This is a genomic window from Novosphingobium hassiacum, from assembly GCF_014196055.1.
GTDB lineage: Bacteria > Pseudomonadota > Alphaproteobacteria > Sphingomonadales > Sphingomonadaceae > Novosphingobium > Novosphingobium hassiacum.
This window is the reverse complement of sequence record NZ_JACICY010000008.1, coordinates 82875-109673: the sequence shown is the minus strand read 5'-3', so window position 1 is coordinate 109673 and position 26799 is coordinate 82875. Positions and strand designations below refer to the sequence as shown.

The following is a 26799-nucleotide window of genomic DNA, read 5'->3' as shown; positions in this document are numbered from 1 at the left end:
AATCGGATTGTCCGGGAACGACGCCATGACTGCCGCTTACGCCGACATGCATGTCCTGCTATGCAAGTCGAATATGCGTAAAGAACTGGTTGAGATATACTCCGACGCGTCCAACGCCGCTATCATTCGGCATCCGGGCCGCAAGTTTCCAGGAATATTGATCCAAGGCGATACGTTGCGCAACTTGAGCCGCATGGCCTCGAACGCACTAGCGAGCGCAGAACCAGATTCTGACCAATGGCACGACCTGAAGGAACTTGTAGACGCGTTAGAGGGACGGGTAGTGTTTTATACGCAAGTGCTGCAAGACCACGGTCTAGCGTTGCCCTTTTCGAAGGCGGAAAGCGGCATCTAGCCACCCCTTTCCGGCCAAAAACGCATAGCCATGCGACGCGCCAGAACCTGCCATAGCTCAAAGAAGAAACCCCGCTCATCCTGAGCCTGTCGAAGGATGCGCGCAGGCGTTGGGCTGGGCGATTGCAACCTCTAGGTACCGCGGGGTGTGTGGGTGGCGGGGTTCCGCCCGGTTCGGGGATTGGCGCGCGTCCTTCGACAGGCTCAGGATGAGCGGGTGGGAGTCAGGGGCGCGGGTTTTTGTTGGGGACGCAATTCCCCTCACCCATCCATCCGCAATTCACCCGCCCGCCGGAACAGTTCAAGCACCACCGGGTCGCACTCCGTACTGCGGATCGCGGCTTCGAAGCGGATCGTGCGAGTGGGCCGTGGCAGGATCTCCGCCAACTCGCCCGATTCCAGCAACCCGCGCACCATCGGTTCGGGAAGGACCGCCGCGCCGCCTCCGCCGCCGATGATCTCGATCAGCGTGCGCACGTTGTTGCAGGTGCCGATCGAACGCGGGGTTATCCCGTGCAACGCCAGCGTTTCCATCATGACCCCGTGCAGCGGCGAATAGCTCGGGATCGACCACACCGGCAGGCTTTGCACGAAACCGCCCGCCCGCGCGGTGGCGCGGCTCGCCACCCAGACCAGTCCGACCGAGCCGATCTCTGCCGTGCGGATGCCAGGGCTGGCGACCGGCCCCGCCAGAAATGCCATGTCGATCATGGCCCCCAACAATTGGGTCAACATCCGCGCCGTCAGGTCGAGTTCGATCTCCAGCGTGACGCCCGGCAAGTCGCGCTCTACCGCGTGGACAAACGCCGGCAGGCACGATGCCGCCGCGATCTCGCCGCTGGCGATGCGCACGGTGCCGGTTGCGCCTTCGAAGCCCGAGGCGGTCAGCAGCGCCTTTTCGAAGCCTGCCCACAGCGGCTCGCATTCCTTGACCAAGCGCCGCCCGCGCGCGGTGAGCACCATATTTCGCCCTTCCCTCCGGAAGAGTGCAATGCCAAGCTGCTCCTCGATTTCGCGGACGCGTGCGGATATGGCGGGTTGCGTGGTGTTCAGACGCTCTGCCGCCGCACGGAACGTGCCGAGGCGCGCGATCCAGAGCAAGGTTTCGAGGTGGTAGATGGCGATGCGCTTCATTCGATCAGTAATTCTTATCGAATCAGATAAAAAACAATCGCTCTTTTCAATCCGTCGCCCGTGCTACCAGCCCGCCTGAACGCAGGAGAGATTTCCACGATGTCGAAGAAGCTTTACGCCGATGCCGCCGCCGCGCTCGATGGCCTGCTCCGCGATGGCCTGCTGATCACCTGCGGCGGGTTTGGCCTGTGCGGCGTGCCCGAACGCCTGCTCGATGCGGTGCGTGACAGCGGCGTGAAGGATCTGACCTTTGCCAGCAACAACGCCGGGATCGACAACGAAGGCATCGGCAAGCTGCTGCGCACGCGGCAGGTGAAGAAGATGATCTCGAGCTACGTCGGCGAGAACAAGGAATTCGAACGCCAGTACCTCTCGGGCGAACTCGAAGTCGAATTTTCGCCCCAAGGCACCCTGGCCGAACGCATGCGCGCGGGCGGCGCGGGCATCCCGGGCTTCTATACCAAGACCGGCGTCGGCACGCTGGTTGCCGAGGGCAAGGAAACCAAGGTTTTCGACGGCCAGGAATATGTCCTTGAACAAGGGATCTTCGCCGACCTCGCGCTGGTCAAGGCGTGGAAGGCGGACGAGACCGGCAACGTCGTGTTCCGCAAGACCGCGCGCAACTTTAATGTGCCCGCCGCCACCGCCGGCAAGGTCTGCGTGGTCGAAGTGGAAGAAATCGTGCCGGTGGGCAGCCTCGACCCCGACAGCATCCACTTGCCCGGCGTCTACGTGCAGCGGATCATCGTCGGCGCGCCTTACGACAAGAAAATCGAGTTCCGCACCGTGCGCGAGCGGGAGGCCGCCTGACCAATGACGGCGCTGCTTCGCTTGGCGGTGCTGGCGCTGGCGGCCACGCAACTGGGCAGTTGCGTGGCCGCCGCACTGGTGCCGGTCGTGGCGAGCGGCGCGGTGGTCAAACGTTCGGCCGATCTGTCCGGCGAGCGGGCAGGACGGAAGCCGGTGGTCACGGTCGGCGGAGGCGTCGCGGTGCCGCCACCTGCTTCGCCAATGACCGAGCCGAAGCCGCAGACCGTCCAGACGTCATCTTCCAATGCCGTGGCCCCGGCGGGCGAGACTGCGGACGCCGATCCATACGCCCCGCTTTCGACATACGTGCTGGCCGCTGCCGAACAGGGCAAGCCGCGCAAGCGGCGCGCTTCGGTCCTGATCGATCAGCGCAGCCTCGGAACGCTGCCCCGGATGGTCGACTGCACCGATCAACGCAGTGCGCTGCTGATCGACCTCGATGTCGGCGACAAGCCCTTCGACCTGACCGACCCGCCCTCGCCCGCACCCGGCCTTGCCGGTCGCCTGCGCGCGATCCGCGGAACCGGCACGGCGGTGGTGTGGATCGCGACTCTGCCCGAAAGCGCGGACAAGGACCTCGCTACGACGCTCAAGGCGACCGGGCTCGACCCGCTGGGAATCGATAGCACGCTGCTTTTGCGCGGGCAGGAAAGGCGCAAGCAGCAGATACTCAATCGCGCCGCCGATGACTGGTGCGTTATCGCGATCGCCGGTGACCGACGCGGCGATTTCGACGAAGTTTTCGATTACCTGCGCAACCCGGACGGGCCGGTTGCGCTGGCGTTGGAGCAGCACATCGGAACCGGATGGTTCCTCGTGCCGCCCCCCATCCGATAAGCAGGAAAACCAGACTATGACCACGCATGACGGACTGAAGGCAGGCTGGAGCCGCGACCAGATGGCAGCACGCGCCGCGCGCGAACTGCAGGACGGGTATTACGTGAACCTGGGCATCGGCATCCCGACACTGGTCGCCAACCACGTGCCCCAGGGCATGACAGTGACGCTGCAGTCCGAGAACGGCATGCTCGGCATCGGACCGTTTCCCTATGCGGGCGAGGAAGACGCCGACCTGATCAACGCGGGCAAGCAGACGATCAGCGAGTTGCCGCAGTCGGCCTATTTCGACAGCGCGACCAGCTTTGCGATGATCCGTGGCGGCAAGATCGATCTGACCGTGCTCGGCGCAATGGAAGTCGCGGAAAACGGCGACATCGCCAACTGGATGGTGCCCGGCAAGATGATCAAGGGCATGGGCGGCGCGATGGATCTCGTCGCGGGCGTCAAGAAGATCATCGTCGTGATGGAACACACTGCCAAGGACGGCACGCCGAAGTTCATCCCAGCTTGCACCCTGCCGCTGACTGGCGTCGGCGTGGTCGACATGATCGTCACCGACCTTGCAGTCTTTGCGCGGGCTGATCATGCTTCGCCGTTCAAGCTGATCGAACTGGCTCCGGGCGTGAGCGCCGAAGAGGTGCGCGCCAAGACGACCGCGCACTACGTGGAATAATATGCGCAAAGGAGAGTTCAGGTGAGCTACACGCTGATCACGGCGAACCGGAACTATTCCAGCTGGTCGCTGCGGCCATGGTTGGTGATGAAGGCACTCGGCATTGCGTTCCAAGACAGGATCGAGCCGTTTACCAAGCCATCGAACTATGAAGAATTCCGTGGGTTTTCGCCGACCGGGCAAGTTCCGGTCCTGGTCGACGGCGAGCGCACGATCTGGGATTCACTCGGCATCGCGCTCTACCTCGCCGAACGTCATGACGGCGTCTGGCCTGCTGACGACGCCGCGCGCGCCTTTGCAATGTGCGCCGTCGCAGAGATGCACGGCGGCTTTTCGGCGCTGCGCAACGACTGCACGATGAACGTCGGCGTACGGGTCAAGCCGCGCCCGATGAGCGCCGCGTTGCTGCGCGATGTTGGGCGCGTGCGCGAGATATTCGAGCACGGCGTCTCCACTTTCGGTGGTCCATGGCTGGCGGGCCCTGCGTTCACCGCGCTCGATGCCTTCTTCGCGCCGGTCGCCTTCCGCATCCGCACTTATGGTCTGGACGTGGGCAATGGGCAGGCCTGGGTCGATCAGGTGCTGGCGCATCCAGCTATGCTGGAGTGGGAAGCCGAAGCTCTGGCCGAAAGCTGGCGCGAGGAAGCTCATGAGGCAGAACTGGCTGCCTGCGGAGAGATCACCGCCGATTATCGCAAGACCGCCTGAGGCCTGCGTGGAACCCTCCCTGTCCGTCGGCGGTTGATCAGCGCGACCGAACAAGGATCAACGATGCCCGCAATCAGATCAATCCTCGTGCTGGCGACGGGCCTCGCCTTGTCCACTGTGCCCGCCCGCGCCGAATGGATGAGTGGCAACCAGCTGCACGACACCTGCTCGTCGGGCACCGCCGTCGACAAGGCTTTGTGTCTTTCATACGTGATGGGCGTGCTCGACGGATCGCGCTTCCTCGACCAGCCGTTCAAGACTCCGACCGGCGCGACCGGCGGACAAGTGCGTGATGTGGTCGCCAAGTACCTCGAAGATCACCCCGAAACACGCGACCAGCCCGCGCGGACGCTGGTCAAAGCTGCGGTCATCGGGGCGTGGCCCAAACTTCAGCCCAAGGCTGCAGCCAAGCCACCAGCGAAGCCCAAACCGAAACCGACGAAAAAGCGCAGCTGACGCTCAGCCCTCGGCGTCACTTTCGCGCTTGGCATTGAGCTTGGCCCACAGGTTCTCCGTCCCCGCCTCAATCGCGTTGTTGACGTATTGCGAGGCGACCAGCCACCCCTTGAACGGGCGCAGCGTGGCAAGGCAGCCCACGCCCAGGATCGGCACCGACGTCACCAGATGCACCCACCACGGCGGCGCGTAGGCGACCTCGAGCCAGACAGCGACGAAGATCAGCGGAAACGCGGTCACGCACAGGGCGAAGAAAGCCGGCCCATCGTCGGCATTGGCGAAATCGTAGTTCAGCCCGCATTCCGGGCACGTCTTCTGCAGCTTGAGCCACCCCTGAAACATCGACGCCTTGGCGCAACGCGGGCATAAGCCCTTCCACCCGCACCGGAAGATCCAGTCGAACTTGGGATTGCTGGTAAATATCGCCATGCGTGCCGGTTCCAGTAAAGCTTCCGCGTCCATATGCGCGGTGCGGATCTTGGCAAGCCCGAATGGGCAGAGTGGAACGAAATGCCGGTTCATGCGATGATGAATCGTGTCAAAGCTTTTCCAGCGCTACCGTACCCGGTTCCTCGACGTGCTCGCGTCGATCTACATTTACAACGAACATCGCGGATACACCTCGCTCGACCGGGTGCTCGATGCGGTGCGCGTGCGCTGCCCTGGCGATCTGGCATTCATCGCCGCGATTGAGAAGCACCGTAGGGACGAGCGCAAGCATTACGTGATGTTTCGCCGCTGGTTCGAGCTGCAGGGACGGATGCCGCTCAGCGTCGACAGCACCTGCGGGCACATCGACCGGTTTATCGAGAAGGTCTTCGGCTGCTCGATCGATGAACTCGACACCAACGGCGTGATCGCCAGTCCCGACGCGTTCGAGCGGCTGTGCCGGGTGATCGTGCTGACCGAACAGAGGGGGATGCATCAGGTGGAAGTGCTGCTGCGCAATCGCCATGTCCTGTCCGACAAGGCAATGAAGCGCATTTTCGAGGTCGTCGAAAAGGACGAGCCCGATCACTGGATGCCCTACGAAGGCTGGCTGGACCGCCAAGGCCGCGCAAAGGCGCTGTGGCGCGAGCGCTGGGCCGACTACTGGATCCACAAGTCGCTGATGCTGATCAAGCTCCCGAGCCTGTTCCTCCGGCGCTCGACCCCGCGCATGGCGGCGTGGCCGGATGTGACAGAGTGTCAGACCAACTTTGCTCCCTCCCCTTGAGGGGAGGGTTGGGGAGGGGAGTTGGGCGCTAATTCAGTGTCGCGCCCCCTCCCCCAGCCCCTCCCCGCCGGGGAGGGGAGTTTGTTGGACTCAACCCGTCGGTCGCGATATCCCATCTCGGGGGGAGACAGGGGATGACAGGGGTAATCGAGGACCGCAGGCCTAGCCTGCTATCGCGGATCGTACGCAAGGCGCTGGTGACGTTCTACCGCGCGCGCGGCTGGAAAGCGACGGGTGTGCCCCCTGCGGATGGGCGCTGCGTGATCATCGCGGCACCACATACGTCCAACTGGGACTTTCTCTACTTCATCGGGTTGACCGAGGATCTCGGCCTGCGCCCGCATTTCATGGCCAAGGACAGCCTGTTCCGCTGGCCGCTGGGGCGTTTCATGCGCGACATGGGCGGCGTGCGGGTGGTGCGTTCCGAACGGGCCAACGTCGTCGATACGATGGTCGCCGAATTCGCGCGGCGCGACCGCTTCATGCTGACCATCGCGCCCGAGGGTACGCGCGGCAAGGTCGGCCAATGGCGCACCGGATTCTACCACATCGCGCTGAAAGCTGGCGTTCCGCTGGTCGTAGGCATGATGGACTACGGCACGAAGACCGGCGGCCTCGGCCCCGCGATCTGGCCGACCGGCGACTACGATGCGGACATGGCGAAGATCTTCGAGATCTATCGCACGGTCACGCCGCGACATCCGGCGCGCGGCCTGACCAGCGCGGCGGAGATTGCCATTGTCTGAGGCGCTGGCCCTCAACGCGCTGGTCCTGGCCGGGGCGATGCTGATCCTGTGGCGGATAGCGGTGCGCATCGGCGATGTCAGCTTCATCGACGCGGTCTGGGGCGGCGGCATGGGCGTGCTGGCGCTGGTTTCATGGGTCCAACTCGACGCGCCGGGCGCGCGGGCGAGCCTGATCGCTGCGATTACGGCAATCTGGGCGGCGCGGTTGGCGTGGCACTTATTCACCCGCTGGCGCGTCCATGGCGAGGACCCGCGCTATGCAAAGATTCTCGGCAAGGCGCGTGCTCAGCGGCGTTACGGCTCGGCAGCCTTGAAGGTCGTGTTCGGCCCGCAGGCGGTGCTGCTGTTCTTCACCTGCCTGCCCGCGCAACTCGGCATTCTGGCGAGCGGCGCGCCCGCGCCCATCGGTGCGCTGGCGATGGCCGGAGGGGCGCTATGGCTCGTCGGCATCACGTTCGAGGCGGTCGGCGACCGGCAACTGAACCGCTTCCGTGCCGACCCCGCCAACAAGGGCCGCGTGCTCGACACAGGCCTGTGGCGCTACACCCGCCACCCCAACTACTTCGGCGACGCCTGCGTGTGGTGGGGCATCTGGCTCGCCGCGTCCGAGGCGGGCCTGTGGGTCGCGCTGGGCAGCGTGATCGGGCCGCTGTTCCTGACCGTCACCCTGACGCGCTGGTCGGGCAAACCGCTGCTGGAAAAGGGCATGGCCGAGCGGCGACCGGGGTATGCGGAGTATGTGGCGCGGACCTCGGGGTTTGTGCCGAGGTCCCCGAAGCGGGGGTAGTTTTGCCAAAAGTTGCCGTTCCGGACACGACACCGTAGCGGCCATCGAGGTTAGCGCAGGCCCTGCGCCGCGCAGCTAATCTCAGTCTGGATGACTATCGGCAAGCTTTGAGAGAGTATCGCCACATAGACGACGATAATTCCAGCCGAGGTTATGAACAGTAGCAGGCGTTGCGCGAGGGTGCCCTGAGCGGCGATGTAACAACCAGCGGCCACGTAGAAGACGAAAGCGGGCAACCCAGTCCACCAATGTATCTCTTGCGGCGTGCTGCACTCGGAAGCTGGTGCAAGGCCCCAAAGCAGCATGGCCGTGGCCAGCGCGATGGTAGCCCCGATCGTAACCAGCCACTTCATTACCGCACTTCGCATGCTGCACCTCGCGTGCTGACTATACCGCCGTAATGTCTGCCTTCCACCCAAAAGAAGTCATCCCCAGGGCGATAGCAACGCGCCGAAAGCTGCCATCAACAGGCGGTTGCGCCAGCGTGACCCATGATGTGATACCAAACGCCTTCTGAAATGATCCGTTCGTGTCGAGCGAAGTCGAGACACTGTGCGTGGTGTCTCGACTTCGCTCGACACGTACGGGCTGTGGGTTGAACTCAGGCCTTGGGCACCACCCCAGCCCGCACCTCTTGCGGCACCACCCGCACCGGCACCGCCTTGATCCAGCTTTCGAGCGCGTCGATGTCGGTCGGGCCGGTCACCGCGTCGGGCATTCCGACGAAGCCTGAAAAGCCATCACCGCCCAGCGCGAGGAAGCCGTTCACTGTCACGCGATACGTCTGGCCCATCCCCAACGGCTGGCCATCCAGCGTGATCGACACGATCCGGTCACCCGATGGCCGCGCCGGATCGTAAGCAAACGCAAAGCCCGCCGATGGCGCGAGGACCTGCTTGGGGCCGGTATCATCCAGCCCCTCTTCCAGCGTCGCCTTGATCTGCGCGCCGGTCATCGTTGCGGTCACCACGTTGTTGCCGAAGGGCTGGTTCAGGTAGATGTCGCCAAACGTCAGCGTGCCGTCGGCTGCAGGGACCAGCGGCGCGCGGATGCCGAAGGGGTTCATGAAGGCGATCTGCGCGCCTGCTTGCCGTGTCGCGCCAAGTTGCGCATCGGCGAGCAGGTTGCCGAGCGGCCCGCCCGCGCCGCCTTCGGCACCCTCGTTCTTGGGTGCCGCGCGATCGATCTTGCCGATCGGGCGCTGGGTGTAGGCTTTCGAGGCATCGACGTATTTGGCGACATACTGCGCAATATCAGCGCGCGGCTGGAATTGCGGGAACAGCGGCGTGTTGGCCAGCGGCCCGCGCGAGGACGTGTAGGGGACCGACTGCACGATCACGTTCTTGGCCGCCTTGCTCACCACCCGGCCGGAGACGGGATCGATCTTCAGCGTGATGTCGGTGACCAGTTCGCCATAGACGCCCGCGCTGGTCAGCAGGAACGGTTTGGCCGGGTTGAGCTTGCCGTAGTCGCAGACGTAGGACCAGTGCGTGTGGCCCGAGACGACCACATCAACGCGGGTATCCAGCCGGTCGAGGATCGGGCGGATGTCTCCGGCAAAATCGGTGCACCCTTGCGGATCGGGCTCGCCCTTGGTGCGCCCGCCTTCATGGATCAGCACAATGATGGCGTCCGCACCCTGTGCCTTCAGCTTGGGCACGGCGGCGTTGATCGTGTCGGCCTCGTCCGCGAAGGTCAGACCAGCGATCCCACTCGGCACTACGAGGTTCGGCGTGCCCTTGAGTGTCAGGCCGATCACGCCAATGGTGACTGCGCGCTTGCCCTTGCCGAAAGTGCGCAGGCCCGTCGCCGGGAACAGCGTCGAGCCATCGGCCTTGACCGTGCTGGCGGAAAGATAGCGGAACGTCGCCCCGGTGAATGGCTCGATCGCGCAAGGCTGCTTGGGCGTAAGCTTTTCGCAACCGCCGTTCTGCATGCGCAGCAGTTCGTTCTGCCCTCGATCGAATTCGTGATTGCCGACCGCGTTGAAATCAACGCCTATACGGTTCATCACGCCGATGCTGGGTTCGTCGAGATAGAGCGAGGACGCCAGTTGCGAGGCGCTGATCATGTCGCCCGCCGAAACGGTCAGTGATTGCGGGTGTCCTGCACGCACCGAATCGATGGCCGAAGCGAGCCACGCCGCGCCGCCTGCCGGAACCGGGATCACCCCGCCCTTGCCATCGCTCACGTTCACCGCCTGGCGCGGCGGCTCGAGGCTGCCGTGGAAGTCGTTGATACCGATGATGCCCACTTCCACCGGTGCGCTATCGCGCGTCGCCATCGGCCCGGCACAAGCCGCGATCATTCCTGGAAGACCCAGAGCCAGAATCAAACGAACTGACAAGCGCATGGACGAGCGACCCTTTTCGTAACGTGGGCAAGCGGTTGGCCCGCGCCATAGCGCATCCACATTGCAGCTAGAAGGCCAGATCGGTGTGATTGCACTCGCAACAGAGATTGTCTGCGCGGCGCAGCACGCCTACAAAGGAGAAGAATACCCTCAGGCAGGAATATCGCGCGCCATGGCGTCTACTCACAGCGAAAACGACACCATGCGCATGCGCATTGTCGAAGTTGCCCAAGCACTCGTCGAGGAGCGAGGAGAAGCCGTATCTTTTGCCGAACTGGCAGCGCACGCGGGTATTTCGCAAGCCAATCTGTCTCGCTATTTCAGTTCGCGCGAGGCTTTGATGGAAGCGCTGGCTGACCATTGGTTTCAGCCCATGGTCGAAATCATGGAGGAGGTGCTCGGCAGCGAGCTGCCGCCCCGTCGCAAGATGTACGAATTCTTCGCTCGCCGCTATCTTGCCCTGCGCAAGAAGTGGGAAGCCGACCCGGTCAAACTGCAAGCCTATATCGAGATCGGCAACGACCATTACGCGCAGATTCGCAGCTATATCGACCTTGCCGACCACTACCTTGGCGAGATTATCGGTGAGGCGATGAGCGATGGTGCTTTCGCTGGCCTTGGCGTGGACGAGACGATCAGCCTCGTCAATCAGATGGTCGCGCCCTATTGCGCGCCCAACACCACGATCATGTTCATGGAACGCCTCAGCGAGGAAAAGCTCGCGCGGATCATCGACGCAGTGTTCGACGGACTGTCGGCCAGTGATCGCGGCGCGCGGGCCCTGACAGGGCTACGCGCGGCCTGACTGCGATTAAAGCAGCCGGGCGCACCAATCCCCGCGTTTGCCTTGCCAATGCTCGGCCAGCCCCTCGGCCTCGAGCAGCGCGCCAATGCTGCGCCCGCCGCGGGTAACCACGCGCAAGGCCCGGCCATAGCGGTCCGTCTGCCGCCCCTGCACCTCCAGCGTGAAAGGCCCCGCGTTGAGCAATTGCGCCAGCCGCCCCTTGGCCCGTGCGCCCAGCGCCGCCTCCTCAGGACACGATGCCTGTGACGTTTCGGGCGTGTTGATATCGGCGATGCGGATCTTGGTCCCATCGTACCAGAACGTATCGCCATCGACGACGCAGGTCACCCGTGGCCCGCTGGAACACGCCTCGAACCTGGCGTGCTCCGGCTCGGGTGCGGGCGCGGCGGCAGTGGGTGTTCCCGGCACTAGCAGGAGCAGCAGCAGCAGGGCGGGGGCGACAGGCAGCGTTGCCAGCGGTTTGGTCATACCCAGCCTTGCCGCGTGGAAAGACCTTGCGCGCCTCCGTATTCACCCCCTCCGGAATGGACCTAAGCGTTAATCACGCTTCAACCGGTCGGTGCCATGCTGATCCGATGTTCGGACCACGACTATCGTCGGTATTCGCCAGTCGCTGGAAGGCGCTGTGGTGGGCGGCATCGATCTGCCTGCTGGCCTACTGCTCGGTGCCGCAGCCCGACGATCAGGCTGCCGACGTCCGCAAAAGCGCGCTCGCCGATCCTTGGGCCAAGGACAGCAAGCCGGACTGAGCTATCATTTGCCCGAGAACAGGAATGCGACGGCAGCCATGATGCAGGCAAACGCCGCAAAGTGACGCCAGTGCAGCGGCTCCTTCAGAACCAGCACCATGAAGCCGCCAAATATGATCAGGGCAATCGCCTCCTGCGCGACCTTGAGCTGACCCGCAGTCCACCCATTCAGCGTGCCGATGCGATTGGCCGGCACGGCAAGGCAGTATTCGAACAGCGCGATGCCCCAGCTGATCGCGATCACCACGACCAGTGGCCGCGCCTCGATCGCCTGCGCCCCGCCGCGGATGTGCCAGTACCAAGCCGTCGTCATGAACAGGTTCGACAGGACGAGGAGGAGGATGGTGCTCATGCCATAGCCCTGCCGTTTCGCTCGAGGTGCAGCAAGGTCTGATCCCGCGCGATCACCCCGGTTCGTCAAAATTTAACCGATTGCGCGCAGACATCGCTGGCCGATCGACCTCAAGGACCCTTGCCTGTGAACGCCAATCCTCAGCGTTACCGCTTCACGCTGCTGCTGTTTGCTGGCGGTATTCTGGTGTCCGCGGCGCTCGTCGCATCGCAGATCACCGAGGCCAACGTCGTGAACGGCCAGGGCACAAATGCCGCGCCAAACGGCCCCGCATTCGACGAATGGGTGGATCAGGACCCCGCCCCGGACGAAGGCAAGGGCAAGCTGCTGGGTCACGTCGAGCGTAACGGCGAGATGGTTGAAGTGCGCGAGGCCTTGCCCGAAGAGGTTCTGGAGCCTGCCGCAGACACCGAAGCCGATCGTGAGGCCGGTGCGGAACGAGCCGAACTCGCCCCGCAATAATCGTCAGCCGCCGCAGTCGTCAGGCACCACGCGGCGTATCGTCCTCGATACCGCCTTCGCCATACATACCTTCTTCGTCATCATCGCTGCGCTCGCCACGAAACGCACTCATGTCGATATGGCCGCTGGTGACCATCTGGTTCATGTGATCGACCAGATCTTGGGCATCGCCGCCCTCATCGTCGATCCCGCCGCGCACCCGCTCGCTCTCACCCTGCTCACCCAATACGCTGGTGGCGCGAGCGATCGCTTCGTCGGCGACGGTCTGCGCCTGCGTGTCGCCGTCCTCCTGCTCGGAATTGACGGTTTCGGGTGCCGTATTGTCGGCAGTCGGCTTGTCGCGGTCGATCACGGGGTGTCTCCTTGTTGAGGAGACTACGCCCCGTGCCGCAGCCCGTTCCACCTCAGCGCGTAGGAACCGGCGTGTCGCCCGAATAATCGTAGAATCCCCGGCCCGACTTACGGCCAAGCCAGCCTGCTTCGACGTACTTCTGCAGCAGCGGCGCAGGCCGGTACTTCGGATCTCCGGTCGAGGCGAGATAGATTTTCATGATTTCGAGCAGGGTATCCAGCCCGATGAAATCGGCGAGTTCCAGCGGCCCCATCGGATGGTTGAGGCCAAGCTTCACGCCCTTGTCGATATCGACGACCGATCCGGTCCCGCTGCCCAGCACAAAAGCTGCCTCGTTGATAAACGGCACGAAAATGCGGTTGACGATGAAGCCCGGCTCGTCCTGCGAGAGCACGATTTCCTTGCCGATGTCGCTGACGAAACCACGCACCGTCTCGATCGTCGAAACCGACGTTGCAAGGCCGGGGATCACCTCGACCAGCTTCATCAGTGGCACGGGATTGAAGAAGTGAATGCCGATGAAGCGCTCAGGATCGGGCGATGACACCGCCATCCGCGTGATCGGGATCGACGACGTGTTGGACGCCATCACCGCATGGGCCGCCAGATGCTTGCCCGCCGATTCAAAGATCTTGCGCTTGATATCCTCGCGCTCGGTCGCCGCCTCGATCACCAGATCGGCCTCGGCCAGCGCTGCGTGATCGGAGAACGAATGCAAGTTGGCAACGGTCGAGGCGGCAAGCGCGGCTTCGATCTTGCCCTTTTCGACCAGCTTGGCCAGCCCCTTGGCGATCTTGTCGCGCGCCTTGTCGGCGAGATCCAGCGAGACGTCACCCAGCAGCACCTTCATCCCGGTCTGCGCCGCAACTTGCGCAATGCCCGAGCCCATCTGGCCCGCGCCGATGACTGCAACCGTCCTGATCATGAGCTATCCCCGTTGGTCTATCCTGTGGGGTGCCTAGCGAGGCGCAAACCTCAAGTCCACTAGCGCGAGGCGCCCGGCACCCACAGCGGGTCATTGCCCGCATTTGTGGCACGCGCGAGCACGAACAGGTAGTCGGACAAGCGGTTGAGATAGGCCAGCGCCTGCGGATTGACCGGCTCGACGTTGTCGAGTTCCACCGCGGCGCGTTCGGCGCGGCGGACCGTGGCGCGCGCAATGTGGATGCGTGCCGCCGCCTCCGAGCCGCCAGGCAGAATGAAGCTGGTGAGAGGCGGCAGACCCTCGTTCAGGGCGTCAATCGCGCCCTCGAGCCAATCGGTCTGCGACGCAACTACGCGCAGGACCATTTCCGACGGCTCGAAGTCCTCGCCGGGCGTCGCAAAATCCGCGCCCAGATCGAACAGGTCGTTCTGGATGCGTTGAAGATTGCGCGCTGTCTCGTCCGACACCGCGATAACGGCATGGCCGATGACCGAATTGGCCTCATCCACCTCGCCGATCGCCTTCATCCGGGCATCGAATTTGGCACGGCGCGATCCATCGACGAGGCCGGTCGTGCCGTCATCGCCGGTGCGGGTGTAAATCTTGTTGAGCTTTACCATGGCCAGCGCCTTACGCCGGTCAGCGCGCGACCGCCATCAGGATTGCGACCGCCAATACGGCAAGCCCCTGAAACTTGATGCGGTTGAACATCATCTTGTTCTGCAAAAGCTGCATGTCGGTCGCGCCCAGTGCCGGATCGCGGTTGAGGTCGGCCTCGGTCGTTTTCAGGAACGCAATGATCCCGCGCACGAGCGAAAGCACCGTCATGCCGACAAGGACAACGATCAGCGGGATGAGGACATACATCATGTCTGCTGATTTATGATGTCCGACAACGAAATACCAGTGTCAAAGAGGGCAGCGCGCAGTTCGGCCGCGACGGAACGCCCGTCCTCGCCCGCACGACGGCGATCGGCCAGCGCCGGGGCATCGCGGCGCTTGGCGAGCTTGCGCCCGTCGGCCTCGACCAGAACGGCATGATGATGCCACACCGGCACCGGCAGCCCGAGCAGGTGCTGCAGCAGACGATGCACGTGAGTCGCGCGGAACAGGTCGATCCCGCGAGTCACGCAAGTGACGCCATCGGCGGCATCGTCGAGCGTCGCGGCAAGGTGGTAGCTGGCAGGCGCGTCCTTGCGCCACAACACGACATCGCCGAACATTGCGGGCGTCGCTCGCTGCGCCCCGCGCCGTTCGTCGGTCCATTCGAGCGGACCTGCCAGATCAACAGCCTGCTCCATGTCCAGCCGCCACGCGACATCGAGTCCCGGCGTCGGCCCGCGCCTCAGGCACGTTCCGGGATAGAGCGGACCGTCAGGCCCGACAGCCACAGCCGCGCTGGCCACTTCGGCGCGGGTGCAAGTGCAGGGATAGAGCAATCCCATCGCAAGCAAGTCGTCAGCGGCAGAGCGGTAGCGCTCGATGCGCTGTGATTGCGGGGTAACATCGCGGTACTCAAGGTCGAGCCAAGCCAGATCGGCACGGAATTCATCGGCAAGCTCGTCACGCGATCGCACACCGTCGATGTCCTCGATCCGCAGCAGAAACTCTCCCCCGTCACGCGCTGCGCGGTCATGCGCGACGATCGCGGAAAAGGCATGCCCCAGGTGGAGCGGGCCATTGGGGCTGGGGGCAAAGCGGGTGACGGTCATTGCCGCCTGAATTAGCGCGCCTGCCAGAAAAGACAAAACGGCCACCCACAGGGGCAGCCGCTTTCGTCGGTTTTACGCTGGTATTTCTGCGGTGCTCAGACGAGCGTGGCAGTGAACATCATGCCGCTGAGGCCAGCAGCGAAGATGAACGGCAGCGCGATAGCTGTAAAGTTGCGCATGGTGTACCTCCTGTTGTGGTTCACCTTTGCAGACATCCTCCCGGTTCGGTCATGTCCGGCAGGGTGGCGCTGGAAGCATTGGGAACCGCCGCCGCAAATACGCCGAATGACGTATGCTGCAAGTGCGAACGGGGCACACACGGTTGCACGGAATGCAACTGCTGCAATTGCGCCGCTATCTGGACAGGAACCGCCCCAATCCCTATCGGCTGCGCATGAGCATCCAGCCTTCAGAATCGATCCTGATTGTCGACTTCGGCAGTCAGGTAACCCAGCTTATCGCCCGCCGCGTCCGCGAGGCCGGGGTCTATTCGGAAATCGCGCCCTACACGCAGGCCGAAGCCGCATTCCACCGGATGAAGCCGACCGGCATCATCCTGTCGGGATCGCCCGCCAGCGTGCCTGCGGACGGTAGCCCGCGCGCACCGCAAGTGCTGTTCGACTCCGGCCTTCCGATCTTGGGCATCTGTTACGGCCAGCAGGTGATGAGCGAGCAATTGGGCGGCAAGGTCGAACCGGGTGATTCCGGCGAATTCGGCCGTGCCTTCCTGACGGTGACCGAACCCTGCGTGCTGTTCGACGGTCTGTGGTCGGTGGGCGAACGCCATCAGGTGTGGATGAGCCACGGCGACAAAGTGACCCAGTTCGCACCGGGCTTCCGCATTGTCGCAGTATCGGACGGCGCGCCGTTTGCGGTCATCGCCAACGACGAGAAGCGCTATTACGGCACGCAGTTCCACCCCGAGGTCGTCCACACGCCCGACGGTGGCAAGCTGATCGCCAACTTCGTGCGCCACGTCTGCGGTTGCACCGGCGACTGGACCATGGCCGAATTCCGCAGGACCAAGATTGCCGAGATTCGCGAGCAGGTCGGCAGCAGCCGCGTGATCTGCGGGCTTTCGGGCGGCGTCGATTCGGCAGTCGCGGCGGTCCTGATCCACGAGGCGATCGGTGATCAGTTGACTTGCGTGTTCGTCGACCACGGATTGATGCGCATGGGCGAGGCCGAACAGGTCGTCAGCTTGTTCCGCAACCACTACAACATCCCGCTGGTGCACAAGGACGTGTCGCCACTATTCCTCGGCGGCCTTGCCGGCGTCACGGACCCGGAAGCCAAGCGCAAGTTCATCGGCAAGACCTTCATCGACGTGTTCGAGGCAGAAGCCCGCCAGGTCGGTGGCGCCGATTTCCTCGCGCAGGGCACGCTCTATCCCGACGTGATCGAATCGGTCAGCTTCACCGGCGGCCCCTCGGTCACGATCAAGAGCCACCACAACGTCGGCGGCTTGCCCGACCGCATGAACATGAAGCTGGTCGAACCCTTGCGCGAACTGTTCAAGGACGAAGTCCGCGCGCTGGGCCGCGAACTAGGCCTGCCTGACATCTTCGTCGGTCGCCACCCCTTCCCCGGCCCCGGCCTTGCCATCCGCATCCCCGGCGAAGTGACCCGCGAACGCTGCGACATCCTGCGCAAGGCGGATGCCGTCTACCTCGAAGAAATCCGCAACGCCGGGCTATACGACGCGATCTGGCAGGCTTTCGCCGTGCTGCTCCCGGTCAAGACCGTCGGCGTGATGGGCGATTTCCGCACCTACGACAACGTCTGCGCCCTGCGCGCCGTCACCAGCACCGACGGCATGACCGCCGACATCTACCCGTTCGACGCCGCGTTCCTCAGCCGCGTCGCCACGCGCATCGTCAACGAGGTCAAGGGCATCAACCGCGTCGTTTACGACTACACCAGCAAGCCCCCCGGCACGATCGAGTGGGAGTGATCTTTACCCCTCGAGTGGGGTCCAAAAATGCGAAATATTGCGACATAACGCACTGAAATAAAACAACTTTCATTCATTGGCATTCAACTACAATCGGTGGGCAGCGTTCAAAATTCGCGGCCGCGCTGACGGTTTCGCCTGCTCTTGCCACCCTCAAATCGCTCGTTACCGCCAGGGTCACAACAGCCCCGACGGTCATTTTCCTTGCTAAAAATCGGGAAAGCCTGTGCTTCTTCGAGCTGGAGAGGTGCGTTCAGGCTGAATCGTTCGCACCCAAGTCATAAGCAAGATGCTGTTACCGGTTGAGTTCAAACGGAGGGACGCCGATCCGATCGGGTGCAAGAGTTGCTTTGCCACCAATCTTGCGGAGGTGAATCTCGGGAGCAATTTGGCCCGCCTCAAAGGTGATCAGGCGTTCGCACAAGCGCAGTGTCTCGGGACGATGAGTCACCAGAACGATCATTGGTTTTGAAGGCATCGCAACCAGATCGGCAATGATCAGTCGCTCGCTGACAACATCGATCGCATTGGTGGCCTCATCCAGAATTATTACATCAGGACACCGGAGCAGGGCGCGGGCAATGGCGATACGCTGACGCTCACCACCAGACAGGCGGCTGCCGCGTTCGGCAACCGGCGTATCAAGCCCATTCTGCGACTGGCCGACGAACTGCGACGCGCCCGAAGCTTCGAGCGCACGCCACATGGCAGCCTCCGACACATCTGCCCGGCCCCACGCAAGATTGTGCCGAATGGTGTCATTCAGAAGATAGCTATCTTGCGGGATATAGGCGATGCGGTCCCTGAACTGCCTGAACTGCGACGCGTCGACCGGTTGGCCGTTGACGAGGACTTGTCCGCCTTCCGGCTGCAGCAGTCCTGTCAGGAGATCGATGAATGTCGTCTTTCCCGAGCCAGACGGCCCGGTAATGCCCACCACCTCCCCCCGGCGAAGGTTCAGATTGACCCCGGTGACGCCCCCGCCGTCTGCATGGCGATAATGCACATCCTGTGTCCCGATAGTGCAGATCGCTGTAGAGGCATCTGATGCTCGCTCGTCGTCAGCTTGCGACTGCCGCAGGCTCTTGCGCAGGTTCGACATGGACGCGTGGCTGGGAAGCATCGCGGCGATGTGATAGGCATTCTGCTGAAGGGTCATGATCGGACCGCTCATCCGGGCCAGTATCACGATGGCGGTGAGGAGGATGGGAGGAGGCATCTTCAGCGCCATTCCGGCAAGCAGCATCACGGCACCCACTACCGCAGCAACACTCGCGTTCGACACTCGCAGCCGACTTTGTCTACGCAGGCTCTCGATCTGATTGCCGGTTAGTGCGTCGGTGTGCCGGCTGAAATCATCGAGAAAGGCCGCTTCGGCATTTTGCGCCTTGGCCAGCTTCAGCCCCGCCAACAACTGCCCGGCGGCGTTCATGACCGCGGTCTGACGCTCGACCTGCTGAAAACCCCTGTGGGAAGCCTTCCGAAGCGCCGGTACGATGCAAATCGAGCCTATGATCCCCAGGGCAGCGACCATGAGTGAGAGCCACGGAGCAATAAAGGCTACGAGCAACCACTGCGCGACAAGCATCGATATGGTAACAATGCTCTGCAGCAGAAGTTGCGCCGTTGCGGCCATCATGTGCACTTCATTGCCCACTGCCGAGGTGACGCGGGCATGGCGCAGGCTCGCCACGAATGACCAGGGCGCAGCCGTGAGCTCCCGCAGGAGCGCGGAGCGTTGTTGATCAATGAAGCCAAGCTGAAGAAGCGCCAGCCGTCGATCGCGCAAGGTGAGAACACACGCACGCACCGCTACCATTGCGGCAAACAGCCCGAGTAGGACAGCCATCTGACCCAGACGATTCTCGAGCGGGATGAAATTCACGAGATAGGACAAGCCGCCCCCTTGCGAGGAGCCATGCACGAGCAACCCGGCGATAGGTATCAGCAGCATGAGGCTCACGCCCTCAAGCAGGGCGCCGACAAGCATCAAGGCGATCGCCGGCGTCAGCTCCTCGCCGGCGTAATCCACAAACTCGGACACAAAGAACCGCAGGTTCGCAAATGGCGAGGCAAACTTTTCCCGAGCTGTCACGATCTCACAACTTACGCCATTCGAGGAATACCCGCCGCGTGATGCGCCAGGGCAGCCAGATCAGCGTCGCCAGCGGGCGGACGGCGCTCGGCAACCACGGCAACCCGCCGCCATATGGACGATTCCATAGCGCCCAGGCTGTTCGCATGAAGCCGCCAAGGCCGATGCCGCATCTCAAGAGATTGCGCATGTAGGCCACAACCTCGGGAATGGTCTGGGGGCCCGCCGCCCCGCCCTTCATGCCGATGCGGTCGATCTGGGCGAGGCAGTAATCGACAATTCTGCCCGTGGCCGCATCGCGCTTCAGGTCGACCACCAACGCCGAAGGCAGTTCGATACCCAAGATCTGGTGGGACAGCAGAAGCGTCACGTCACCACAACGCCCCGCCCCATTGTCTGCGGCGATCGTCCGCCATTCAGCAGGGCTGTGCCTGCCATTGCTGACCATGGCTGCCACATCGACCAGCCACTTGAGCCGCGACCATCCATGACAGGTTCCGTGAACACACAGATAGGTGAACAATTGTTCGTCAGCTAGCGTGGGGAGGGCAATTCCACCGATCAGCACGCCTTGACGTGGCGAGGCTGTGCCGACACTTCCAAGCAAGGCTGTAGTGTCGCTCAACCCAATGTGAAGCTCGACTGTAGTGCCGCGTTGGGGATGATACCAGGCAGTCTCGCGGACGGTCTGGATCCAGTTATCCAGCTTCGGTCCGGCGCCAAGCCCGAGCGGATCGTCGATGACAAAGCCCTGCTCGCGTAACAATGCACATGCGCGCCGCAGATCGGCGCGATCGACGAGCATGTCGATATCCCACGAACTCTTCAGCGAAGGATCGGCATAAATCAGATGCGATAGAGTGGCGCCCTTGATGAAGATCGCGTCAAGCCCGGCCGCTTCCACGGCAGAGGCCAGGCGGACCTCCTCACCCATGTTGGCGAACGTGGCCAGACGGGCTTTGCGGGTTTCCAAGGACAGGGCGTCGCCGACGTCCTTTGGCAAAGTGATGCCCCCGATCCTGACGGCACGCTGGACCATGGGCAAGACACGGTGATTGCGTGCAAGGCGCAGCAGCACATGGGGATTGAGGTCGCGGGAGGCCATGGCCGCCACTTCGCCCTGGCGGGATGGGTCGATGGCAGCGATTACGCTGGCAATCAGGAAGGCGTGGCTGGCAGCGGACAGGTCGGCATCGGGCAGCCCGCGCTCCTGCTGGCGAACTTCGTCACTACTCACAGGCGCTCCTGCGCGGCATGGTAGCGCATCATCCTTTGTTCGCTGGTCGTCGTTGGTATGAAGCACCCGACTTCACGAATCTGGGGCGCCGGAGGGTAGCCCGTCAGGGGAAGGCCTGCCGCCTCCAGCCAAGCATGAGCGATGAACTTTCGGTCTGTATCCCGACCCGAGCCCAAGTGCAGGACAGACGGAATACGCCTGCGTCGAAGCATGGTGTGCCCAGCCAGCGCCTGCTGAAGGCAGACCGCCCTGAATGGCACCCTTCGCGCCACGGACTCGATCGTACGCCCGATCTCGGCTGCAGTGCCTGCACTCGCCGCTGGCGCCTTGGAAGCTGCCGCGATGGCGCGTGGGTCGTCGGGAGCGACAAGGTCTCCAAGGCGGTCCGCAACCTTGTGAAACGGTACAACCAGCAAAATCAAACGGGCAATTGCGAGACAAGCGATGGCTTCCAGCACCAGTCCCAAGTTGCGGACAGACATGCCAACCCGTCCAAATCTGCCCTGCAGGATTTGAAGGACAGGCTGGCCTTGCACTGGTGGCGCGGCGTCCAGCCATTGCCCCAGCGTTGCTGCAAGAGGCCTGATCTGCAACCCGTATCGCCCGGCCAGGGTGGCAACGATCCAGTTCCCGTTGCTGTTGCCTTCCAGAAAGACCGGCCCTTCCTGCGTGAGGACGATGTCCCAGTGAATTGCCGGTAGGGGCGGAACTGCCGACATCGCAAGAAGCGCGTCCCGGACCGCTTCGACGAAAAAGGGTACGACCCTGCCGGACATGCTAGGGCCATCGGGCTCGCGCCGATCCAACATCTTGTCGGGCGTCTCGAGGACAACTCCGCCTTTCACGATTCCGGTCGCCGGGTCGATCGGAGCGTAGATCTGGCCGTTGAGGAAATTCTGGGGCTTGAACCCGGGACGCGCAATGATCAGCAATGCGGAATCCAGTTGCGGCTGGCCATCGGGCGTGCGCGATGTGGCCAGGCGCAGGACAGGTGCGCGGCCACCCCATGAAAGATCGGCAAGGCCGTCTACGGAGACCATCCGGTCCTGCAAAATCATCTCACCACGCTTGTTCATCTGCGCCAGGTGAGCAATCAGTCTGTCTGGATCAATTTGCACGCCATCGATCTGCCAGGCATCGCCCGACCGGGTTACCGCCGCCACGTTCCGGCCGCCAAAGCCCCTGCGGGGTTTGACGAACAGCCCCGTTGGCCCGATCACGCGCCCCAACTCCCCAATGCACAGGGGGTCTCGTACCGAATGCACGCGCGGCACACGTACCCCGACCGCCGCCAGGCGGCGGGTCAGTGCCAGCTTGTCCGAAAGAAGCGCCTGTCCATCGAGAGAGCCAAGCTCTCGCAGCAGCAACGCCGCCGAGCGCGCCGACATGGGGGCACTGCAACGATACAGGCGCCGCCACAAAAACGCGTCGACAGGAGCAGCCCCTGTCCAGACACAGTCCCGGTACAACGCCAGGAATGCCTCGGCATCAAGCTTTCGTAAACGGGAGAAGCGGGCGACCTGAGACAAGGCCGCGATGGGCCAGGCCAACCGATTGGCCAAGTAGAGCACCGGGCGCAGGACGACTGGAAACCTTCTGTACCACCTGACCGACGCCCACCTTCGACACCGCTCGACCTCGCGATCGGCACAGCGCCCCCAACCAAGCCCATCAAGTGGGAGCCGCCGCCAGAGGCTCGTCACTGGAAAACTCTACAATGACGAGTCATTCCGGCTGGCGACAACACCCCTTGCCCATGCCCTGTCGAGCATGGTCGGGGTTCAGGAGCCGGTCTTGAGAAAAGAAGTGCCTTCAATGCCTGAAGTGCCACCGCCTGCGGTCAGCGTGCTGATGTCCGCATCTTCGATCCGTGGCGACTGCCAAGTCTTGCGAGCGGGGGTCTCGACCTTTTGACCAAGTTCCGATACTAACTTTTGGCTAGGCATAACAGGACCTCCAATTTCTTTTCACGTAACCTAGGACAATGCAGAAAAAAAGCCTGTAAATCAATATTTATTTTGGAAAATTAATGTGTTTTGCGGGTTGCATCTCGGCGCTTGCCGGCGATAGTTCAGCATGATTGAGCCGCTTGATACCCCACTACATACCTATCGAATGTCAGGATTGAATGTTCGTTCGACGCTGGTCCTGCCGATGCGCGCGGATTCAGGAGCGCTGCTGGCGGAAAAAGCGGATGTGACAATGCTGGTCGAGGACGTTCCCGAACACCTTGACACGGTCCTGCACAGCGGGCCGAATTGGGAAATCAACAAGAGCAGCTTCCTGCTCAACCTGCCGGACACGGGCCGCTTCATGGCGACGGACGGCGACCGCATCAGCATCTGCCCCGCACCGGACATGCCGGTCGAAGACGTTTTGGTATTCGCGACCGGTACAGGAATGTCGGCAATCCTCTACCAGCGTGGCGCCATGTTGCTTCATGCTTCCGCGGTTGTTTGCAATGGCCGCGCCTATCTTTTCTGCGGGCCGAGCGGCGTCGGCAAGTCCACTCTTTCGGCTGCACTGTGCCGCGCCGGATGCGACTTTCTATCCGATGATCTGTGTGCGGTCGTCCAACAGGATGGTGGCCCGCCAATGGTAGAGCGGGATGGAAGAGCGCTACGGCTCTATACAGACAGTATCGAGCGCTTGGCGCTAGAGGATTCCGCAGGCCCGCGCGTGCGGCAATTCGTCGAGAAGTTTCACGTCGCTCCGCCGACGACATCGGACGATGGCGGTGCCGTGCCGATCGCGGCTATCTACATGCTGACAGCCTCCGACCCGGCGCAGGATCCAACGATAACGCGGATGACACCACTCAATGCCGCCCAAGCCCTCCTGCGCCAATCCTATCGACGACAGATCGCGCTTGCCTATGCCAACGAAACCGGATTGGCGGGTCGCATCGGGGCCCTCGCAGCGGGGACCGGAGTCTATCACCTGAGCAGACCCCGCGACTTGTTGCGTCTCGACGATACCACTGCGGTATTGATGAAACACTGGCAAAGTCTGAGCTTGGCGTAGCGGCCGTGGCAACGCTTCCCGCCGGGCTGATCTGGCTCGCATCCTACCCCAAATCGGGCAACACCTGGATGCGTGTCCTGTTTGCCAACGTGTTGTCCGGCAGCGACCAACCGTGCAACATCAATCAGTTGTCGGAAGAAGAACTGCTGATAAGCCGCTGGCGGTTTTGCGATGATCTGCTGGTAGAGCCCGAAACACTCTATCCGGCAGAGCTTGCCGTCCTTCGCGCGATGCAGGGAGCATTCGTCGCGCGAAACCTCGAGAAGCCTTTCGTCTGCAAGACCCATGACAAGTATCAGCCTGAAATAACCGGCGTACCGGCAAGCCGCAGCCTGTACATCGTGCGCGACCCCCGCGATGTTGCCATCTCACTTTCGCATCACGCCGGCATTTCAATTGATGAGGCCATTGGCCAGATGCTTGATCCAACGTGCCACTCCAACGGACCGATGCAGTTGCGCTACGCGTTGGGAGACTGGGCTTCGCACGTGACGGGATGGACCGGGCAGAAGGACGTTCCGGTCGAAGTCATACGATACGAGGACCTGCGACGCGACACCCGGGCTGAATTTGCCAGGATCGTCAGATCGCTGGGGGGCACTGCTACTTCCGCCGAAATTGATCGAGCGATCGGCCATTCGTCGCTTGGAGAAATGCAGCGTCAGGAGACAACGTACGGCTTTCGCGAAAGGCTGCCGCATCAAGAGCGCTTTTTCCGTTCGGGGCAGACTGGGGAATGGCGCCAAGTGCTCGACGCGGATCAGATATGCCGGATCGAAGACGCATTCGCTCCGGTCATGAAACAATGGGGCTATTCCCCACTTCACCACGATTGATCGCGGGTCACACACGCGATCGGCCGGATATTTCAAGGGAGTTTCAGATGGGTAATGTCATGCAGCGCTCACGAGGCATATTGGGCTCGCCTCAAGAGAGTACCATGTTGCTGCTGAATGTGCAGGCAGGGCGCTATCACGAATTGAACGAGGTGGCCTCGCGGATCTGGGAACTCCTCGCGCAGCCAATCGACGATGACGAGATCGTCGCAACGCTTCTGGCTGAGTACGACGTGACGGATGCAGATTGCCGGGATCAGGTGTCAGCCTTTCTCCGTGGCCTGACGGAGCGAGGGATGCTGGAGGTCGTGTGACGGCGTGAGGCTGATCTGCGGAATACTGTGCCTCGATGGCTTTTCCGGTGCGGGGCCGATGCTCGACGGCATGATCGAGGCCATGACGCCCCCCGGGCGGGCCCCTGCCGTCAGCAGACAGGCACACGGCATCCTGCACACAGCCGTACTGGATTTTGCGCATGCGGGCGCGCGTCCGGTGGAGCAGGATGGCTGGATCGTGACAGCCGATGTGCGACTGGATGTCGCCGCAGACAATCCGGAGCAGATTTTCGTTCAGAGCCTTGCCGCACATGGCCCGGATTTTCCCGATCGCATCGATGGCGATTTCGCCGTGGCGATGTGGCAGCGGACGCAAAAAGTCCTCTGGCTGGGTCGCGACTTCATCGGGGCAAGACCTCTGGCATGGACCCTGCGCGCGGGACACTGGTTCGCGTTTGCCAGCTTGCCGAAGGGTCTTCACAAAGCCGGCCTGGCATCCCCGGCACCAGATGCGCTTGCCCATGCCATCAAGCTTCGCCAGTCATTCTTCCGAGGCAGTGACAGCGGATTTGCCGAGATCGCCTATCTCCCTGCCGGTCATAGCCTGCGCTTCGGTGTCGAGGACCGCGCTCCGTGGATTCACCGGGCATACCGTCCCGATGAACGCGACGTCGGCACCTGGAGCGGGACGCAGGACGCCGCAGCCAGCAAGCTCAGAACCCTGCTGGACGAGGCCGTGCGGCGACGGATGCCGGCGAATATGCCCGTCGCCTGTCACCTCAGCGGGGGCCTGGACAGTTCGGCGATAACTGCGCTGGCAGCCAAAGCGGCGCGCCAGTGCGGCGCACGCGTCACCGCGCTGAGCATGACGACCGTCAAGCCGATCGGGCCTGCGCAGCTCGATGAACGTCCATTGATCGCAGCCCTGTTGAAGCAGTACCCGGACGTTGACCATCGCGTGGTCCACGATGCCCTGCACATCCCTGGTCAGGATGAAGACTCCGATTGGCCGGGTGGCGTAATTGGCGGTCATGACGACCAGATGATGGCCCTCGCGGCCAATGCCGGTGCAGATCGGGTCCTGAGCGGAGTGGGTGGTGACGAAGGGGCAACCTATAATGGTGCAAACCTCTACGCCGCTCTGTTCCGGAACGGAGATGTGAAAGTACTTACCAGAGAACTCCGATCTCGTGCGCGCACCGATGGAAAATCGTTGCGCGCCACGCTCTACAATCGCCTGCTGAAACCCCTTCTTGCCGGATCTCTTCTGCTTTCGCGTGGACGTTCGCGTTCGCCAATGGACGGGATGTCGGGCATCCTGCGCTTCGTGAAGCCCGCGTTGAGGCGCGAGATCCTCGACAGAAGCATGCCGCCGATCCTTCAGAGGAATTCGCCGAGCGAGCGCGTCACAGCCTTTGCTGACCATCACATTCCATCGCGTTGCACCTATTTCTCGATAATGGCAGCCAGGCATGGCCTCGCGGTGACCTTTCCGATGCTTGATCGAAAAGTCGTGGACTTCATGCTATCGCTGCCACTTCATCAGTTCGTGAGGGACGGATACAGTCGCCAGCCATTCCGGCAGGCAATGCTAGGCATAATCCCTGACGAGGTCCGCTTGGCGCAGGTCAAAGTCGGATTGTTCGACGAGCGCTTCATCGGCTATGCGCAGCTGAAGGAAAAGCTGCTGGTCTCACTGGAGATGCTGCGCGCGTCCATTGACGGACAAGCAACCATCTTCGATCTGGATGCGATCGCCGCCGGGCTTCACCTGTTGCCTGACGCAGCACAGCTGGATGACGTATTGCACCTGGGTCGTGCTGCGCTGGCAAACGACACGCCGCCATGGCTGCCATTGATGGCAGTTGAGTCCCTGATTGCGGCTTCCCGACTTTCCCGGATCCGGTAAGCCATTTCGACTAGAGCGCTTTCCACGCGAACCGG

General features: G+C 62.6%; 32 protein-coding genes. 17 read left to right on the top strand and 15 right to left on the bottom strand.

All coding sequences use genetic code 11. The features are described 5' to 3' along the window. Positions 1–25: 25 nt before the first annotated feature. A complete protein-coding gene (locus GGQ88_RS15880; RefSeq protein ID WP_183614426.1) occupies positions 26–355 on the top strand; it encodes a DUF6959 family protein in 330 nt (109 codons plus the stop codon). Positions 356–615: 260 nt separating this feature from the next. Here GGQ88_RS15880 and GGQ88_RS15875 read toward each other — a convergent pair whose 3' ends face one another. Continuing rightward, positions 616–1488 carry a LysR family transcriptional regulator gene (locus GGQ88_RS15875; protein WP_183614425.1) on the bottom strand — a complete coding sequence of 291 codons (873 nt, stop codon included), beginning with the start codon at positions 1486–1488 and terminating at the stop codon, positions 616–618. 99 nt (positions 1489–1587) lie between these two features. Here GGQ88_RS15875 and GGQ88_RS15870 point away from each other — a divergent pair, with 99 nt between their 5' ends. The 5 genes from GGQ88_RS15870 (at position 1588) to GGQ88_RS15850 (ending at position 4975) form a co-directional block, all read left to right on the top strand. Continuing rightward, entirely contained in the window at positions 1588–2298 is a 711-nt protein-coding gene (locus tag GGQ88_RS15870; protein ID WP_183614424.1) for a CoA transferase subunit A, read from the top strand. Between the two features lie 3 nt (positions 2299–2301). Further along, the gene (locus GGQ88_RS15865) at positions 2302–3135 is read left to right on the top strand and encodes a hypothetical protein (protein ID WP_183614423.1); all 834 of its coding nucleotides are present in this window, start codon (positions 2302–2304) and stop codon (positions 3133–3135) included. 16 nt (positions 3136–3151) lie between these two features. Beyond that, entirely contained in the window at positions 3152–3811 is a 660-nt protein-coding gene (locus GGQ88_RS15860; protein ID WP_183614422.1) for a CoA transferase subunit B, read from the top strand. Between the two features lie 21 nt (positions 3812–3832). Then, a complete protein-coding gene (locus tag GGQ88_RS15855) occupies positions 3833–4519 on the top strand; it encodes a glutathione S-transferase N-terminal domain-containing protein (protein WP_183614421.1) in 687 nt (228 codons plus the stop codon). A 63-nt stretch (positions 4520–4582) separates the two neighbouring features. Then, entirely contained in the window at positions 4583–4975 is a 393-nt protein-coding gene (locus GGQ88_RS15850; protein WP_183614420.1) for a Rap1a/Tai family immunity protein, read from the top strand. Between the two features lie 3 nt (positions 4976–4978). Here GGQ88_RS15850 and GGQ88_RS15845 read toward each other — a convergent pair whose 3' ends face one another. Continuing rightward, entirely contained in the window at positions 4979–5404 is a 426-nt protein-coding gene (locus GGQ88_RS15845) for a DUF983 domain-containing protein (protein WP_183614488.1), read from the bottom strand. A 106-nt stretch (positions 5405–5510) separates the two neighbouring features. Between GGQ88_RS15845 and GGQ88_RS15840 the strand changes: the two genes are divergently transcribed. The 3 genes from GGQ88_RS15840 (at position 5511) to GGQ88_RS15830 (ending at position 7724) form a co-directional block, all read left to right on the top strand. Then, positions 5511–6191, top strand: a complete 681-nt coding sequence (locus GGQ88_RS15840) for a ferritin-like domain-containing protein (RefSeq protein ID WP_183614419.1) — start codon at positions 5511–5513, stop codon at positions 6189–6191. Between the two features lie 134 nt (positions 6192–6325). Continuing rightward, on the top strand, positions 6326–6937 hold the full coding sequence (locus tag GGQ88_RS15835; protein WP_183614418.1) for a lysophospholipid acyltransferase family protein: 612 nt from the start codon (positions 6326–6328) through the stop codon (positions 6935–6937). After that, entirely contained in the window at positions 6930–7724 is a 795-nt protein-coding gene (locus GGQ88_RS15830) for a DUF1295 domain-containing protein (protein WP_183614417.1), read from the top strand. The genes GGQ88_RS15835 and GGQ88_RS15830 overlap by 8 nt, the downstream gene beginning before the upstream one ends. 50 nt (positions 7725–7774) lie before the next feature. Here GGQ88_RS15830 and GGQ88_RS15825 read toward each other — a convergent pair whose 3' ends face one another. Beyond that, positions 7775–8077: a hypothetical protein gene (locus GGQ88_RS15825; protein WP_183614416.1), complete on the bottom strand. Its 303-nt coding sequence runs from the start codon at positions 8075–8077 to the stop codon at positions 7775–7777. Positions 8078–8325: 248 nt separating this feature from the next. Beyond that, positions 8326–10032: a bifunctional metallophosphatase/5'-nucleotidase gene (locus GGQ88_RS15820; protein ID WP_246386131.1), complete on the bottom strand. Its 1707-nt coding sequence runs from the start codon at positions 10030–10032 to the stop codon at positions 8326–8328. A gap of 217 nt (positions 10033–10249) precedes the next feature. On the opposite strand from GGQ88_RS15820, the gene GGQ88_RS15815 reads away from it, so the two are divergent. Then, complete coding sequence (locus GGQ88_RS15815; protein ID WP_183614414.1) at positions 10250–10882, top strand: TetR/AcrR family transcriptional regulator; 633 nt, start codon at positions 10250–10252, stop codon at positions 10880–10882. 6 nt (positions 10883–10888) lie between these two features. Here GGQ88_RS15815 and GGQ88_RS15810 read toward each other — a convergent pair whose 3' ends face one another. Beyond that, positions 10889–11350: a thermonuclease family protein gene (locus tag GGQ88_RS15810; RefSeq protein ID WP_183614413.1), complete on the bottom strand. Its 462-nt coding sequence runs from the start codon at positions 11348–11350 to the stop codon at positions 10889–10891. Positions 11351–11406: 56 nt separating this feature from the next. On the opposite strand from GGQ88_RS15810, the gene GGQ88_RS15805 reads away from it, so the two are divergent. After that, positions 11407–11631 (top strand): hypothetical protein, encoded by a 225-nt coding sequence (locus GGQ88_RS15805; RefSeq protein ID WP_183614494.1) that lies wholly within the window; start codon positions 11407–11409, stop codon positions 11629–11631. Positions 11632–11635: 4 nt separating this feature from the next. On the opposite strand, the gene GGQ88_RS15800 is transcribed toward GGQ88_RS15805, so the two are convergent. Next, positions 11636–11983, bottom strand: a complete 348-nt coding sequence (locus GGQ88_RS15800) for a DMT family protein (protein WP_183614412.1) — start codon at positions 11981–11983, stop codon at positions 11636–11638. Between the two features lie 126 nt (positions 11984–12109). Between GGQ88_RS15800 and GGQ88_RS15795 the strand changes: the two genes are divergently transcribed. Beyond that, entirely contained in the window at positions 12110–12445 is a 336-nt protein-coding gene (locus GGQ88_RS15795) for a hypothetical protein (RefSeq protein WP_183614411.1), read from the top strand. 19 nt (positions 12446–12464) lie between these two features. Here the strand turns inward: GGQ88_RS15795 and GGQ88_RS15790 are convergent, their stop codons facing one another. The 5 genes from GGQ88_RS15790 to gluQRS are packed head-to-tail and all read right to left on the bottom strand — an operon-like array spanning position 12465 to position 15434. Next, on the bottom strand, positions 12465–12797 hold the full coding sequence (locus GGQ88_RS15790; RefSeq protein ID WP_343057238.1) for a hypothetical protein: 333 nt from the start codon (positions 12795–12797) through the stop codon (positions 12465–12467). 52 nt (positions 12798–12849) lie between these two features. Beyond that, positions 12850–13722: a 3-hydroxyacyl-CoA dehydrogenase NAD-binding domain-containing protein gene (locus GGQ88_RS15785; protein ID WP_183614410.1), complete on the bottom strand. Its 873-nt coding sequence runs from the start codon at positions 13720–13722 to the stop codon at positions 12850–12852. 59 nt (positions 13723–13781) lie between these two features. Beyond that, a complete protein-coding gene (locus tag GGQ88_RS15780) occupies positions 13782–14342 on the bottom strand; it encodes a cob(I)yrinic acid a,c-diamide adenosyltransferase (protein WP_183614409.1) in 561 nt (186 codons plus the stop codon). Positions 14343–14361: 19 nt separating this feature from the next. After that, entirely contained in the window at positions 14362–14592 is a 231-nt protein-coding gene (locus tag GGQ88_RS15775) for an HIG1 domain-containing protein (RefSeq protein ID WP_183614408.1), read from the bottom strand. Further along, positions 14589–15434 (bottom strand): tRNA glutamyl-Q(34) synthetase GluQRS, encoded by an 846-nt coding sequence (gene gluQRS / locus GGQ88_RS15770; protein ID WP_183614407.1) that lies wholly within the window; start codon positions 15432–15434, stop codon positions 14589–14591. The genes GGQ88_RS15775 and gluQRS overlap by 4 nt, the downstream gene beginning before the upstream one ends. Positions 15435–15828: 394 nt before the next feature. Here gluQRS and guaA point away from each other — a divergent pair, with 394 nt between their 5' ends. After that, positions 15829–17388: a glutamine-hydrolyzing GMP synthase gene (gene guaA / locus GGQ88_RS15765; protein WP_183614406.1), complete on the top strand. Its 1560-nt coding sequence runs from the start codon at positions 15829–15831 to the stop codon at positions 17386–17388. 295 nt (positions 17389–17683) lie between these two features. Here guaA and GGQ88_RS21670 read toward each other — a convergent pair whose 3' ends face one another. The 4 genes from GGQ88_RS21670 to GGQ88_RS15745 form a co-directional block, all read right to left on the bottom strand. Continuing rightward, positions 17684–19432, bottom strand: a complete 1749-nt coding sequence (locus GGQ88_RS21670; RefSeq protein WP_183614405.1) for an ATP-binding cassette domain-containing protein — start codon at positions 19430–19432, stop codon at positions 17684–17686. Between the two features lie 55 nt (positions 19433–19487). Continuing rightward, positions 19488–20720 (bottom strand): nucleotidyltransferase family protein, encoded by a 1233-nt coding sequence (locus GGQ88_RS15755; RefSeq protein WP_183614404.1) that lies wholly within the window; start codon positions 20718–20720, stop codon positions 19488–19490. Continuing rightward, the gene (locus GGQ88_RS15750) at positions 20717–22108 is read right to left on the bottom strand and encodes a lasso peptide biosynthesis B2 protein (RefSeq protein WP_183614403.1); all 1392 of its coding nucleotides are present in this window, start codon (positions 22106–22108) and stop codon (positions 20717–20719) included. Before GGQ88_RS15750 ends, GGQ88_RS15755 begins: the two co-directional genes overlap by 4 nt. Positions 22109–22501: 393 nt before the next feature. Continuing rightward, the gene (locus tag GGQ88_RS15745; protein ID WP_183614402.1) at positions 22502–22666 is read right to left on the bottom strand and encodes a hypothetical protein; all 165 of its coding nucleotides are present in this window, start codon (positions 22664–22666) and stop codon (positions 22502–22504) included. A gap of 169 nt (positions 22667–22835) precedes the next feature. On the opposite strand from GGQ88_RS15745, the gene GGQ88_RS15740 reads away from it, so the two are divergent. From GGQ88_RS15740 to GGQ88_RS15725, 4 genes are all read left to right on the top strand, one after another. Next, positions 22836–23744, top strand: coding sequence for a hypothetical protein (locus GGQ88_RS15740; protein ID WP_183614401.1), 909 nt, complete (start codon positions 22836–22838; stop codon positions 23742–23744). Between the two features lie 5 nt (positions 23745–23749). Beyond that, a complete protein-coding gene (locus GGQ88_RS15735) occupies positions 23750–24580 on the top strand; it encodes a sulfotransferase domain-containing protein (protein WP_183614400.1) in 831 nt (276 codons plus the stop codon). Between the two features lie 104 nt (positions 24581–24684). Next, positions 24685–24894, top strand: coding sequence for a PqqD family peptide modification chaperone (locus GGQ88_RS15730; protein ID WP_183614399.1), 210 nt, complete (start codon positions 24685–24687; stop codon positions 24892–24894). A gap of 58 nt (positions 24895–24952) precedes the next feature. Beyond that, entirely contained in the window at positions 24953–26764 is a 1812-nt protein-coding gene (locus tag GGQ88_RS15725; RefSeq protein WP_343057243.1) for an asparagine synthase-related protein, read from the top strand. Positions 26765–26799: the final 35 nt, after the last annotated feature.